12 protein-coding genes are annotated in these 13419 nt (G+C 71.0%); 4 read left to right on the top strand and 8 right to left on the bottom strand.

Annotation, left to right across the window (positions count from 1 at the left end; genetic code table 11):
- Positions 1-197 precede the first annotated feature (197 nt).
- The 3 genes from FGF04_RS35965 to FGF04_RS35955 are packed head-to-tail and all read right to left on the bottom strand — an operon-like array spanning position 198 to position 3274.
- The gene (locus tag FGF04_RS35965; RefSeq protein ID WP_408055713.1) at positions 198-1109 is read right to left on the bottom strand and encodes a carbohydrate ABC transporter permease; all 912 of its coding nucleotides are present in this window, start codon (positions 1107-1109) and stop codon (positions 198-200) included.
- Entirely contained in the window at positions 1106-1945 is an 840-nt protein-coding gene (locus FGF04_RS35960; RefSeq protein ID WP_149515588.1) for a carbohydrate ABC transporter permease, read from the bottom strand. Before FGF04_RS35960 ends, FGF04_RS35965 begins: the two co-directional genes overlap by 4 nt.
- A gap of 39 nt (positions 1946-1984) precedes the next feature.
- Positions 1985-3274 carry an ABC transporter substrate-binding protein gene (locus FGF04_RS35955; protein WP_149515587.1) on the bottom strand — a complete coding sequence of 430 codons (1290 nt, stop codon included), beginning with the start codon at positions 3272-3274 and terminating at the stop codon, positions 1985-1987.
- Positions 3275-3598: 324 nt separating this feature from the next.
- On the opposite strand from FGF04_RS35955, the gene FGF04_RS35950 reads away from it, so the two are divergent.
- From FGF04_RS35950 to FGF04_RS35935, 4 genes are all read left to right on the top strand, one after another.
- Positions 3599-5449, top strand: a complete 1851-nt coding sequence (locus FGF04_RS35950) for a substrate-binding domain-containing protein (RefSeq protein WP_235882673.1) — start codon at positions 3599-3601, stop codon at positions 5447-5449.
- A gap of 185 nt (positions 5450-5634) precedes the next feature.
- Positions 5635-6702, top strand: coding sequence for a phospho-N-acetylmuramoyl-pentapeptide-transferase (gene mraY, locus FGF04_RS35945; RefSeq protein ID WP_149515585.1), 1068 nt, complete (start codon positions 5635-5637; stop codon positions 6700-6702).
- A gap of 150 nt (positions 6703-6852) precedes the next feature.
- A complete protein-coding gene (locus FGF04_RS35940) occupies positions 6853-7296 on the top strand; it encodes a PaaI family thioesterase (RefSeq protein ID WP_149515584.1) in 444 nt (147 codons plus the stop codon).
- On the top strand, positions 7293-7937 hold the full coding sequence (locus tag FGF04_RS35935) for a TetR/AcrR family transcriptional regulator (protein WP_149515583.1): 645 nt from the start codon (positions 7293-7295) through the stop codon (positions 7935-7937). Before FGF04_RS35940 ends, FGF04_RS35935 begins: the two co-directional genes overlap by 4 nt.
- A gap of 29 nt (positions 7938-7966) precedes the next feature.
- Here the strand turns inward: FGF04_RS35935 and FGF04_RS35930 are convergent, their stop codons facing one another.
- The 5 genes from FGF04_RS35930 to FGF04_RS35910 all read right to left on the bottom strand — a co-directional run bounded on the left by FGF04_RS35930 (position 7967) and on the right by FGF04_RS35910 (position 13185).
- A complete protein-coding gene (locus FGF04_RS35930; RefSeq protein ID WP_149515582.1) occupies positions 7967-8296 on the bottom strand; it encodes a DUF4387 domain-containing protein in 330 nt (109 codons plus the stop codon).
- Positions 8289-9674 carry an acyclic terpene utilization AtuA family protein gene (locus FGF04_RS35925; RefSeq protein WP_235882672.1) on the bottom strand — a complete coding sequence of 462 codons (1386 nt, stop codon included), beginning with the start codon at positions 9672-9674 and terminating at the stop codon, positions 8289-8291. Before FGF04_RS35925 ends, FGF04_RS35930 begins: the two co-directional genes overlap by 8 nt.
- 44 nt (positions 9675-9718) lie before the next feature.
- On the bottom strand, positions 9719-10705 hold the full coding sequence (locus FGF04_RS35920; RefSeq protein ID WP_149515580.1) for a phosphoglycerate dehydrogenase: 987 nt from the start codon (positions 10703-10705) through the stop codon (positions 9719-9721).
- Positions 10706-10769: 64 nt separating this feature from the next.
- The gene (locus FGF04_RS35915) at positions 10770-12044 is read right to left on the bottom strand and encodes an MFS transporter (RefSeq protein WP_149515579.1); all 1275 of its coding nucleotides are present in this window, start codon (positions 12042-12044) and stop codon (positions 10770-10772) included.
- 61 nt (positions 12045-12105) lie between these two features.
- A complete protein-coding gene (locus FGF04_RS35910; protein ID WP_149515578.1) occupies positions 12106-13185 on the bottom strand; it encodes a tartrate dehydrogenase in 1080 nt (359 codons plus the stop codon).
- Between the last annotated feature and the right edge of the window lie 234 nt (positions 13186-13419).

Below are 13419 nucleotides of genomic sequence, written 5' to 3'. Positions count from 1 at the left end.
GCCCAAAACCGCGCGCCTCACCCCTTGACCGCCCCTTCCCCAACCCCCCGGAAGAAGTACCGCTGCAGACAAGCGAAGAGCGCAATCAACGGCGCCACCGCGATGACCGTGCCGGCGGCAACCAGCCGTTCGTCGTTGGCGAAGGTGCCGTGCAGGTAGTTGAGTCCGATGGTCAGGGTGGCCCAAAACCGCGCGCCTCACCCCTTGACCGCCCCTTCCCCAACCCCCCGGAAGAAGTACCGCTGCAGACAAGCGAAGAGCGCAATCAACGGCGCCACCGCGATGACCGTGCCGGCGGCAACCAGCCGTTCGTCGTTGGCGAAGGTGCCGTGCAGGTAGTTGAGTCCGATGGTCAGGGTGAACTTCTCCGGATCGCTGAGCACGATGAGCGGCCACAGGAAGTCGTCCCAGGCCCCCATGAAGGCGAAGATCGCGACGACGGCGAGGGTGCCCTTGACCGAGGGCAGCGCGATCCGCAGGAACCGCTGCCAGGCGTTCGCCCCGTCGACGAACGCCGCCTCCTCGATCTCGTACGGCAGGTTGAGGAACGCGTTGCGCATCAGGAGCACGTTCATCGCGCCGATGCAGCCGGGCAGCACGACCCCGACGAGGGTGTTGTTCAGGCCCAGCTCACGCATGGTCGTGAACTGGGCGATGATGATCCCCTCCACGGGCACCAGCATCGCGAGGATGAACACCAGCGTGGCCACCCTGCGGCCCCGGTAGCGCAGCCGCGCCAGCGCGTACCCCGCGAGCGCCGCGCCGACGCAGTTGGTCACGACGTTGGCGGTGGCGACCTTCAGCGAGTTGAGGGCGTAGTCCCACACGGGGATCGTGTCGGCCACCCGCTCGTAGTTGTGCAGGGTGGGATCGCCGGGCAGGAACTTCGGCGGCGAGCTGAAGATGTCCTCGGTGGGCCCCTTCAGCGAGGTGGAGAGCTGCCACAGGAACGGCCCGACGGTCAGCGCCAGGACGGCGAGCAACAGCACGTACCGCAGGGCGAGTTCCCACACCCGTACGCGCTTGCCGTGCTCGTCGGTGACGCGCCCGCGGCGGCGGGGCGCGTCCACGGCGGGCGGCACCCCCTGCACCTTCTCGGCGACGCTCACGCGTCCTCCTTCCGGTCGGCGCGCAGCACGAGCAGCATCAGCGCGACGGTGACGACGAAGACGACGACGGAGATGGCGGAGGCGTAGCCGACCCGCCCGGTGAGGCCGGTGCCGGTGCGCTGGACGAGCATCACGAGGGTGGTGTCCTCGCCGGCGGGGCCGCCGTCCGGCCCCGCCATCAGGTACACCTCGGAGAACACCTTGAAGGCGGCGACCGAGGAGAGCGCGCCGACCAGCACCATCGTGGAGCGGACGGCGGGCACGGTGACGGTGAGGAAGCGGCGGACGGCGCCCGCGCCGTCCACGGCCGCGGCCTCGTGCAGCTCGCGCGGCACGTTGGCGAGGGCGGCCAGGTAAATGATCATGTAGTAGCCGAGGCCCTTCCAGACCGTGACGGTCATGGCGCTCAGCAGGAGCAGCCACTGGTCGCTGAGGAAGCCGACCCGGCCGACCCCGACCGTTTCGAGCAGCGAGTTCACCAGGCCGCGCTCGTCGAGCAGCCACACCCAGATGAGGCCCACCACGACGATGGAGGCGACGACCGGGGTGTAGAAGGCCGACCGGAAGAACGCGATGCCGGGGATGTTCTTCTGGACCAGGAGCGCGAGCAGCAGCGGCAGCAGGACGAGGGCGGGGACCACCCCGACGACGTACAGCGTGCTGTTGCGCAGGCCGATCCAGAACATCTCGTCGTGCAGCAGCTCCCGGAAGTTGGCCAGGCCCACGAACTCGCCGGGGATCAGGGTCCGGCGGTCCGTGAAGGCGTTGACCACCGTCGACACGAACGGGTAGAGGATGAAGACACCCACGACCAGCAGTCCCGGTGCGGCGAACAGCCACGGACTGGTGGGTGCTGGAAGGACTCGCCATGTCGGTCAGCCCTGCTGCCGGAGCAGGCGGTCACACGCCTTGACAGCGTTGTCGAGCGCTTCCTTCGGGCTCGACTTGCCCTGCAGCGCCTTGGCGACGTTGTTACGCAGCTCGGTCTTCATCTGCTCGCTGAACAGCACCGGCGTGTAGTTGACGGCGTTGGTCAGGGACTTGGCGGCGGCGATCCGCACCCGGGTCTCGTCCGTGCCGTCCTGCTCCGTGAAGTACGGGTCGTCGAGGGAGCCGGCGGTGCTCGGGAAGATGGCGACCTTCTTGGCGAACGACATCTGGTTCTGCGCGTCGGTGACGAAGTGCGCGAAGGCGACCGCGGCGGGCTTCTGCTTCGTCCGGGCGTTCACCATGACGCCCATGACGTACATGTTGACCTTGCCGGTGCTGGTGATCTGGTCGGTGATGCCTATGTTCTTGTAGAGGTTCGGCGCCTGCTTCTTGAAGTTGCCGAGGTCCAGGGCGCTGCCCGGGTTCATGGCCACGGCCCCGGTGAGGAACTTCTTGCCGGACGACTCGGGGGTCGCGGTCAGCGCCTGCGGGTCGAGCGCCTTGGCGTCGAACAGCTCCTTGTACTTCGTGAGCAGTTCCACGCCCTTGGCGTCGTTGAAGGCGAAGCCCGTGCCCTCCTCGTTCATGAGCTCGACGCCGTAGCGGCCGAAGTCCTCGATGGTGGGCACGTTCGCCAGGGTCGCGACCTCGCCGTCGCTCTTGTCCGCCAGTTCGAGGGCGCTGTCGAAGAGTTCGTCGTACGTCTTCGGCGGCTTCGAGGCGTCCAGGCCCGCTTCCTTGAACAGCGACTTGTTGTAGAACAGCGGGCCGGTGTTCAGGTACCACGGGAAGGCGTAGGTGCCCTCCATCCCCGGTATCTCGTGGCTGGCCCACGCCCCCGGCAGGTACTCCTTCTTGTACTTCGCGGCGGCCTTGTCGAGGTCCAGCGCAAGGCCCGCCTTGGCGAGCGGGGCGACGAGGTCCGGCGAGACGTTCACGACGTCGGGCAGGGTGCCGCCGGCCGCGTCCGCGCTGATCTTGTCGGCGTAGCCCTCGGCGGGCTGGTCGACCCACTTCACGTGGGTGCCCGGGTACTTCTTCTCGAAGTCGGCGACCAGGCCCTCGAAGTACGGCTTGAAGTTGGCCCTCAGGTTCCAGGTCTGGAAGGTGATGTCGCCCTCGACCTTGCCGGAGGCGTCCGTGGAGCCGCTGTCGTCACTGCCGGAGCCGCAGGCGCTGAGCGGCAGGACCAGGGCGACGACAGCGGCGGCGAGTGCTCTGCGGGGGATGCGCACGGTGACCGGGCTCCTTTGCGACGGTGCGGACGGCGTGACGGCACGACGGTCGGACCGCGTGACCGTGTGACCGTGTGGCTCGAAGGTGACGGGCAGACCTTGCATCCCGGGCGGCGGGAAAGTCAATGGATTCCGCTCCGCTAAATTCATTAGTTCGACATAAGTCCAGCTCAGAGGCGCTCTGGAGGCATCTTGCGACAGATCACTAATGCGCTTTAGAGTGGGGCGACTCAAGCGCTTTAGTGCAGGACGCCATCGAGCAGGACATCAGCGAGACAGGGGGCAGGGTTGCCAGCCAAGCGGTCTCCCGCACGACGGCCGACGATGAAGGACATCGCGCGGCGCGCCGGGGTCTCCGAGAGCGCGGTCTCCTTCGCGCTCAACGACCGGCCCGGGGTCTCCGAGGTCACCCGGGACCGGGTGCGCCGGGTCGCCGAGCAGCTCGGCTGGCGGCCCAGCACGGCCGCGCGGCAGCTGTCCGGCGAGGGTGCGGCGACGGTCGGGCTCGTCCTGGCCAGGCCCGCGCACACCCTCGGCGTGGACTCCTTCTTCCTGCAGCTCATCTCGGGCATCCAGGAGGTGCTGGCGGAGCGTCACCTCGGGCTGCTCTTCCAGGTGGTCGAGGACGTCGACGACGAGTGCGCGGTGTACCGGCGCTGGTGGGCGGAGCACCGGGTGGACGGCGTGCTGGCCGTCGACCCGCGCACCGACGACCCGCGCCCCGGCCTGCTCGACGAGCTGGGCCTGCCGGCCGTGGTCATCGGCGGCGCGCCGGACGCCCGGCACCCCGGCCTCTCCACCGTCTGGGCGGACGACGCGGGCGCGATGGCGTCCGTCGTGGGCCGGCTGTACGAGCTGGGGCACCGGCGGATCGTGCACATCGCGGGGCTGCCGGGGCTGGCCCACACCGAGCGGCGGATCCGGACGCTGCGCGCCGAGGCACAGCGGCGCGGGCTGACCGAGGTGCGCTCGGTGACCACGGACTACTCCGACGCGGAGGGGGCGGCGGTGACCCGCCGCGTCCTGGAGGGCGGCGTGCCGCAGGGCGGTTCACCGCCGACCGCGCTCGTCTACGACAACGACGTGATGGCCGTCGCCGGGGTCGCCGCCGCGACGGAGCTGGGCTTCTCGGTGCCGGGTGACGTGTCGGTCGTCGCCTGGGAGGACTCGGCGCTGTGCCGCATGGTCAAGCCGTGGCTGTCGGCGCTGTCCCGCGACACGGTGGAGTTCGGCCGGACCGCGGCCGGGGAGCTGACCTCGCTGCTGGACGGGGGGCCGGCGCGGGCGGTGGGGGTACCGGTGCCGTCACTGATCGAACGCGACAGCACGGGGCCCTGCCGGGTCCCGCCGACCGATCCCCCGGCCGACGCCCCCACGCTGTTCGACGACTTCAACTACAGCGGTCACACGGACCCGAGGATCTCGGCGAACGGCTGGAACGTGCGCTCCAACTCCGGCGGCCCCGGCGTGCCCGGCGCCACCTGGGCCCCCGAGAAGGTCACCTTCGCCACCACGGGCGGGAACTCCATCATGAACCTGGAGACCTCCACCGCCGGCACCGCGGCGAGCACCAAGCAGACCGAGATCCTCACCAAGGCCATGAAGTTCAAGAACGGCACCTACGCGGCGCGGGTCAGGTTCAGCGACGCGCCCAAGTACGGTCCGGACGGCGACCGTCTGGTCCAGACGTTCTTCACCATCAACGACCTCAAGGCGCCGATGGCGGACGACTACGCCGAGTACGACTTCGAGTACCTGCCCAACGGCGGCTGGGGCGAGCCGGCCAACATCCTCTACACCACTTCCTGGGAGACCTACCAGGCCGACCCGTGGGTGGCGGTCAACCAGCACACCGAGGCCCGGCAGAGCTACAGCGGCTGGCACGACCTGGTGCTGACCATCGACAACAGCACCATCAAGTACTACGTCGACGGGCAGCTCTTCGGCACCCATGACGCCGCGTACCTGCCGGAGCGGCCGATGTCGATCAACTTCAACCAGTGGCTGATCGACCTCGCGGGGCAGACCAGCACCACCGCCCGGGCGTACGACCAGCAGGTCGACTACGTCCTGCACGTGAAGGACCAGGTCCTCACCCCGGCCCAGGTCACCATCAGGCTGAACGCGTACCGCAGCGCGGGCACCACGTTCCAGGACACCGTCCCGGGCAGCTGACCCCGTAGCCCCCGTCCGCCCGCCGGCGGACGGGGGCCGGTTCCCGGACCGCGCCCCTGATGGGCGGTCAACTACCCGCCGGTCAGGGGGGATCGGTCCTATGCATAGGGTGTGGGCTGCGACAGCCGCCCATGCCGGTGCGGCGGTCGCGCACGGGAACGCAGCGAGGGGAAGACCGCCGTCCGATGAACCAGATCCTGTTTGCCGGGGCCATAGGCCTGTTCCTGACCCTGGTCGGCACACCGCTGCTGATCAAGCTGCTGGCCCGCAAGGGCTACGGTCAGTTCATCCGGGACGACGGGCCCCGCGGCCACGCCGGCAAGCGCGGCACCCCCACCATGGGCGGCATCGCCTTCATCCTGGCCACGCTCTTCGCGTACGCCTTCACCAAGGTCGCCACCGGAGAGGGGCCGACGTACCCCGGTGTGCTGGTGCTGTTCCTGATGGCGGGCATGGGCGCCGTCGGCTTCCTCGACGACTACATCAAGATCGTGAAGCGGCGCTCCCTGGGACTGCGGGCCGGGGCGAAGATGGCCGGACAGCTGGTCGTGGGCATCCTGTTCGCCGTGCTCGCCATCCGGTTCGAGGACGACCGCGGGCTGACGGCGGCCTCGCTGAAACTGTCCTTCCTCAGCGACTTCGGCTGGACCATCGGGCCGGTGCTGTTCGTCGTCTGGGCCCTGTTCATGATCCTGGCCATGTCCAACGGGGTGAACCTCACCGACGGCCTGGACGGACTGGCGACCGGTGCCTCGGCGATGGTCCTGGGCGGGTACACCTTCATCGGCCTGTGGCAGTTCCAGAACTCGTGCGCCAACGCGATGAACCTGACCGACCCCGGTTCCTGCATCGAGGTGCGCGACCCCCTCGACCTCGCCGTCGTCGCCTCCGCGCTGATGGGGTCCTGCATCGGGTTCCTGTGGTGGAACACCTCCCCCGCCAAGATCTTCATGGGTGACACCGGCTCGCTCGCCCTCGGCGGCGCGCTGGCGGGCCTCGCGATCTGCTCGCGCACCGAACTGCTGCTCGCCCTGCTGGGCGGCCTGTTCGTCCTGATCACCCTGTCCGTCGTCATCCAGGTCGGCTCGTTCAAGCTGACCGGCAAGCGGGTCTTCAGGATGGCGCCGCTGCAGCACCACTTCGAGCTCAAGGGGTGGTCCGAAGTCCTGGTGGTGGTCCGCTTCTGGACGATCCAGGGCATCTGCGTGATCGTCGGCGTGGGCCTGTTCTACGCGGGCTGGGCGGCGAGCTGACCCGCCCCGGGCCCGTCCGGACGGCGGGGCCCGGCACCTGGGCGGGTACGGCGGCCGCGCCGCGCGGTCGTGGCGCGGTACCCGTTGACGGTGTGGGTTGACGTCGATAAGTTATCGCCGTTAACCGACGCCTTCGACAGGAGTGACCGGGTGTCCGCACTCAGCGCCGACGAGGTCTACGCCCTCGCTCCCTACGCGAAGACGCTGGGAGTCGTGTTCGACGAGATCGCGGCGACCGGCGTACGGGCCACGCTGGCGCACGACCTCTCCCTCTCCACGGTGGGCGGCGGTCTGCACGGAGGAGCGCTGATGGGGCTCGCCGACGTCTGCGCCGCCGTGTGCGCCGCCCTCAACGGCCCGGCCGGCGCCGGACCGGCCACCGTGGAGTCGACCACGCACTTCCTGCGGCCGGCCCGCACGGACGTCGTCGCGACGGCCCGCCCCCTGCGCGTGGGCCGCAACACGGTCGTCGAGGTCGACATCCACGGCACCGGCGGCGAACTGTGCGCCCGGGTGACCCAGGTGGTGACTGCCGTCAGGATGCAGGTGCCTGACGAACCGTCACCGGCCGTGCCGGCGGACGCCGGTCCGTGACCGGTTCCCGGGCGCGGGCCGCCAAGGGCCAGGGCGGGCTGCTGCGCGACCGGTTCCTCGACATCGCCGGGCAGTTGATCGAGGACGGGGGCGCCGACGCCGTGACGATCCGCGCGGTGGCGACGAGGGCCGGGGTCACCCCGCCGGCCGTCTACCTCCACTTCGCGTCGAAGACGGAGCTCGTCCACGCGACGTGCCTGCGCGTGTGGCAGTCGCTGTTCACCGAGCTGGAGGCCGTGTCCGAGGCGGTCCGCGACCCCGTGACGGCGCTCTACGAAACCTGCGTCGCCTATGTCTCGTTCGGGCTCCGCCACCCGTCCCAGTACCTCCTGGTGACGGCCGGCCCGGCCACCGAGGCCAGCCGACGCAACGAGGACGCGTGCTTCCGGTACTTCCGCGCGAAGGTCGCCGCCTGCGCCGACGCCGGGGTGCCGGTCGGGAGCCGCACCGAGACCGCCCGGGTGCTCTGCGCCGGCGCGCACGGGGCGGTCTCCCTGCTCGTCCACCAGGAGCGTGACGCCTGGCCGCCGGACGTCGCCCGCTACATCCGGCGGGCGGCGTCCGCGAGCGTCCACGGCGCGCTCCTCACCGCCTCGCACCCGGAGAAGCCCGCACTGGCCTCCGTGCCGGGACCCGGCTGAACCGCGCGCGCCGCGGGTGTGTCCCGTCGTCAGTCCGTGGGGACGGGCAGCAGTGCCAGGGGCACGTGCTGCTGCCCGGAGTGGATGTCCCGGTCGTGGAGCGAACCCTGGCTGACGGGGCGCGGGAAGGAGATCTTGACGACGTTCAGCGAGGGGATGCGGAACATCTGGATCGAGGACTCCTCGACCCCGTAGAGCCGGGCGACGGTGCGCTCGTCGAGGAACGACTCGTCGGCCGCGACGGCGTAGCCCCGCGCGTCACGCATGAACAGCTCCATGGTGACCCAGAACGGACCGGCGTTCTTGGACCGGACCTCGAACGCGAGGTCTCCGAGGGTGGTGGGACCCGTCTCAGCCATGGTGCACGCTCTCCTCGATCTCGATGCGGAACATGTCGGTGGGGGTGATGCTGTCGACGACGTGGTTCAGGACGAACTCGTAGGCGGGACCGCGCTCGACCTCGGCCGGCGAGGTGGCGAACGCGAGGCTGGGCAGGTGGTTCATGTCGGCCGTCGGCAGGTGCAGCATCAGCGGATTGGCGACCTTCGCCACGGCCGTGGCCGTCTCCTGGTCCGGGGCGTTGACCAGGAGCATGACCCCCACCTCGCGGGGCGGGCCCTGGGCCGGTTCGCGGGACTGCAGGACCGCGTCGTAGCCGTAGAGGCGTACGTCGAAGGCGTACTCGTCCGCGCCGAGGCCGAGCGTCTGCTCCACCCGCCGGCCGGTCATCAGGCGCAGCAGGTCGGCCCACTCCTCGATGCGGGCGAGGATGTGGGGGTCGCGCACGGCGCTGAAGGACATCGTCTCGTACCCGGTGATCCGCGCGCCCTCCAGCTTCACGGTGTGCTGGTCGGCGACGTGGAACCGCGAGCCCTCGACGCGCACCGTGCGGTCGTCGAGCGCCGTGTAGGTGGCGTCCTGGACGTCGAGGGTGCCGTCGGGCTCCCGCATCCGGAAGGGGTTCGCGGTCTCGTAGAGCATGTGGGCGGCGACCAGGATCGGCGTGCAGGCCGCGTCCGGGTCGAGCGGTTCGATGGTGAAGCCGCCGGCGTCGATGGTGGCCAGCACCCCGCCGGAGCGCGGGTTGCTGGTGCACTGCCCGCCGCATTCGACGATCTTGGAGGCGTGCCAGGTCGGTCCGGTCGGCATCCCCTTCATCAGGGGGTAGGCGGCGGCGACGGCCGTGTCGGTGGCGCGGCCCGCCAGCACGACCCGGGCGCCCGCTTCGAGGGCGGCGACGATCGGCTCGTGCCCCATCATGCCGACGATGTGCGTGCAGCTCTCCAGTGTTCCGGGCTGCAGGTCGCCCAGCGGAGGCAGGGGGTGGATGTGGCCGGACTCCAGCCGTTCCTTCAGCGCGCCGGCCTGCTGCTCGCTGTAGATGCGGGCGACCCGCAGGTCGAGTCCCTCCTCCGCGAGGATCCCGGCGGTGATGCCCGCGACCCAGTCGACACCGCTGTCGGTGCCGCTCGTGCCGCACGACCCCACGATCAGCGGGATGTCGGCGCGTGCCGCGGCCCTCAGCAGGATCCGCAGGTCACGGGCGACGGCCGCGCGCGTGGTCTTGGGCTGTGACGCGCCGAGGTAGTAGGGGCCGGAGTCGGTGCTCCCGCCGTCGACGGAGATGACGTCGGCGCCGAGTTCCAGGCCGCGGTCGATGGTGGCCTCGGGGAACCCGGCGCCGAGCATGCCGGTCGGTGCCAGGACCCTGATGGAGTCGTCCGGTCGGTTGTGCACGGTTCCTTCTTCCTGATCGGTGGAGGACGGTCGGGGCGCGGGGGTCATCCGGCCGCCCCGGCGGTACGGGGCCGGGTCAGCAGGTGTGCGTTGACGGGGAATCGGGGGTGTCCGCCGAGGGCGGCCACCAGCTCCGCCGCTCCCGCGCGGCCGGTCCGCGCCCGGGCTTCGGCGGTCTGTCCCGCGAGGTGGGAGAGGACGACGATCCCGTCCACGCCCCGCAGGGGGCTGTCGGCGGCGAGCGGCTCCTCGTTCACCACGTCGAGGGCCGCCCCGGCGAGCCGGCCCTCGCGCACCGCGTCGGCGAGGGCGCGCTCGTCGACGATCGCCCCCCGCGCGGTGTTCACCAGGACCGCGGTGGGTTTCATCCGGCGCAGGGCGGCGGCGTCCAGGAGGCCGCGTGTGCGCTCCGTGAGCGCGGTGTGCACCGAGAGGTGGTCGGCCTCGGCGAGCAGGTCGGGGAGGTCGACGAACCGCACCGCCGGGTCGGTCCGCAGGGCTTGCGGCACGCCGCTCGTGCAGAGCACCCGCATGCCGAACGCCCGCGCCAGGGGGACGACGGCGCGCGCGGCGGCCCCGTAGCCGAGCAGGCCGAGCGTCGAGCCGCGCAGTTCGCGGCCGTCCTGCCGGGGCCAGGCACCGGCCGCGACCCCGGCCGCGCTGCGCACCAGTCCCCGGGCCGTGGCCAGCAGCAGGGCCATGGTGTACTCGGCCACGGCGTCGGCGTTGATCCCGGGCAGGTTGCTGACCGTGATGCCGAGGCGGCCCGCGGCGGCGATGTCGACGGAGTCGTGGCCCACGCCGGTGCGCACCACGACGCGCAGGCGGTGTGCGCGGGACAGGACCTCGGCGGTCAGGGGCTCGTTCGCGACGAGCGCCGCCTCGACGCCGTCGAGGAGGGCCGTCAGGTGCTCCGGGGTGCGCCGGCCCTTCGACGGCGCGTGGACCGTGGTGTGGTCGTGCGCGCGCAGGTACCGGTCGACCTCGTCGCCGGGGTGCAGGTAGTCGGTGGTGATCAGGACGCGGGACACGTGTCTCCTCTCGGTGGCGGCGCCCACCGGTCCGGCGCGCGCCGGTCCCGGTGGGCGGGGTGCGTCACGTGACGGTGAGCGCGGCGTTGCGGCGCTGGAGGACGCCGATCCGGGCGACGACGACGATCGACAGCGAGGCGACGACGGCGATGTCGAGGAGCATGAGGGGCCAGCCGGTGACGTCGACCATCGCGCCCACCAGGGCGGGACCGAGGAAACCGCCGCCGGCCCAGCCCACGGTGTACAGGCCGGCGTAGGTCCCGAAGACGCGGGCCGAGGGGGCCAGGTTCCACAGGACGACCACCGCGTTGACGAGGAAGCAGGCCGCACCGGCGGCCGCGAGGCACAGGGCCCCGGTGGCGCCGGCCGGGGTCCGCACGAGCGTCCCCGCCACCATCGCGGCGGCGAAGACCGACATGCCCGCCGTCATGACCCGCAGCCGCCCGTGGCGCTCGGCGAGCACCGCCGCCGGGTAGGCCGCCAGGATGAAGGCGATGCCGCTGGGCAGGGTGAGGCCGCCGGCGGCTCCCCGTGACAGGTCGAGGGCCTCCATCCCGTACGGCGTGATCAGTGACCGGGACGAGGCCCACGCACCGCCGAAGAGGAAGATCGCCACGAGGAGCAGGAGCCGGCTGCGGTCGGTGTCCTTCGCGATCTCGACGAAGGTGTCGCGCACCCGGGGTTCCCGGCTCCCGGCGTCCTCCAGCGCGCGGCCCTCCGCCACCGCGGCCCGGTAGGCCGGGGAGCGGCTGTCGCGCACGGTGGCCGCGAGCACCCCGACGGAGAGCACCATGATGATCGCGGGGATCGCGAACGCGAGGGCCAGGTGGTCGTCGACCAGGAGGATGCTGACGACCGCGGCGACGATCACCGTCAGACTCGAAGCGATCTTGACGGCGGCGTTGGCCCGGCTGCGCCGCTCGGGCGCGATGAAGTCCGGGACGAGCGCCTCCGCGATCGGCTTGAAGGTGTTCGCCACGAGGGCGTACGTGAACATGGTCGCGACCAGGAGCGGCAGCGACGCCGCGGCGTGCGGGATGAGCACGAACAGGGCGGCCGCGACCGGCATCCCGGCCACCAGGTACGGCATGCGCCGTCCCCAGGAGGTCCTGGTGCGGTCGGAGCGGTTGCCGATCCAGGGCTGGATGAAGATGCCCAGCAAGTTGTCCATGCCCATGAGCAGGCCGACCAGGGCGGCACTGTCGAGGTGCTCCCGCAGGAGCGGGGGGACCTGGGACTCGTAGAAGTTCCAGGTCGACTCCTGCGCGAAGACCGCGAGAGCGACCAGGAACGTGATGCGCCGGGCCCGTGAACGCTGCCCCGCCGACATCGTCGTCATCGAGGGTCGTCCCTTCACTACGCCGCCGTGCGGGCGGCCACCGGATCGGAAACAGGGCTGCTCATGAGGTCGCGATCCGGTCGGCGACGGCCTTCCCGAGCTCCGCCGTGGTGCCCGTGCCCCCGAGGTCGGGGGTGCGCAGGCCGGGCTGCGTGCCGAGGACGTCCTCGATCGCGGCCACCGTGCGGGCGGCGGCCTCGTGCTCGCCGAGGTGCGCGAGCATCATCGCGCCGCTCCAGATCTGCCCGACCGGGTTGGCGATGCCGCGGCCGGCGATGTCGGGGGCGGAGCCGTGGACCGGCTCGAACAGACTGGGGTACCTGCGGTCGGGGTTGATGTTGGCGCTCGGCGCGATGCCGATCGTGCCGGTGCAGGCGGGGCCGAGGTCCGAGAGGATGTCGCCGAAGAGGTTGCTGGCCACGACGACGTCGTACCGGTCGGGCCGCAGGACGAACTTGGCGGCGAGGGCGTCGATGTGGTCCTTCTCGGCGGTCACCCCGGGATACCGCTGCGCCATCAGGGCCGCGCGCTCGTCCCAGTACGGCATGGAGATGGAGATGCCGTTGCTCTTGGTCGCCCAGGTGAGGTGTCTGCGGGGGCGGGTGGAGGCGAGTTCGAAGGCGTAGCGCAGCACCCGGTCGACGCCGGTGCGCGTCATCACGGTCTCCTGCAGCACGGTCTCGCGGTCCGTGCCCTCGAAGATCCTGCCGCCGATGCTGGAGTACTCGCCCTCGGTGTTCTCGCGGACGACGTAGAAGTCGATGTCGCCGTGGTCGTGGTCGCGCAGCGGGCTGCGCACCCCGCGCAGCAGCCGGACCGGCCGCAGGTTGACGTACTGGTCGAAGCCCCGCCGCAGTTGCAGCAGGCTGCCCCACAGCGACACGTGGTCCGGGACCACCTCGGGCCACCCCACCGCGCCGAAGAAGATGGCGTCGAAGGCGCCGAGCACCTCCCGCCAGTCGTCGGGGAGCATCGTGCCGTTCTCCAGCCAGTAGTCGGCACTGGCGAAGTCGAACTCCGTCACGTCGAGGGCGAACCCGTGGACGTCTGCGGCGGCCAGCAGCGACCTCAGGCCCTCGGGGACGACCTCCCGGCCTATCCCGTCGCCCGGGATCACTGCGATGCGGTAAGTCTTCGGCACGAATCCACTCCTCGGCCCGCGTGGTCGATGCGCCCGGCCCGGCGCCGGACGTCCTGTGCGGGGCGTCCGGCCGGGCTGGGGTGTGAGCTCACCCTGGCCAGCGGTGAGGTCTGTTACAAGCCTGTAAAAGGCAAGGTGGGTTTTCCTCTGCGGAAAGGGTTCCGCGCCGCAAGGTCCAGAAGTCGTGCCTCCCCCCTTCACCTCTCCTGGACGGCAAGAACGCCTTGCCGACGG

It is taken from the genome of Streptomyces apricus, from assembly GCF_008369065.1.
Classification (GTDB): domain Bacteria; phylum Actinomycetota; class Actinomycetes; order Streptomycetales; family Streptomycetaceae; genus Streptomyces; species Streptomyces apricus.
The sequence above is the reverse complement of the archived record's forward strand: the minus strand, read 5'-3'. Positions and strand labels throughout refer to the sequence as shown.

Bases quoted from the DNA above. Each gene is read 5' to 3' on its own strand.
- FGF04_RS35950 (WP_235882673.1), top strand. From the start codon at position 3,599: ATGAAGGACATCGCGCGGCGCGCCGGGGTCTCCGAGAGCGCGGTCTCC.
- mraY (WP_149515585.1), top strand. From the start codon at position 5,635: ATGAACCAGATCCTGTTTGCCGGGGCCATAGGCCTGTTCCTGACCCTG.
- FGF04_RS35930 (WP_149515582.1), bottom strand. From the start codon at position 8,296: ATGGCTGAGACGGGTCCCACCACCCTCGGAGACCTCGCGTTCGAGGTC.
- FGF04_RS35915 (WP_149515579.1), bottom strand. From the start codon at position 12,044: ATGACGACGATGTCGGCGGGGCAGCGTTCACGGGCCCGGCGCATCACG.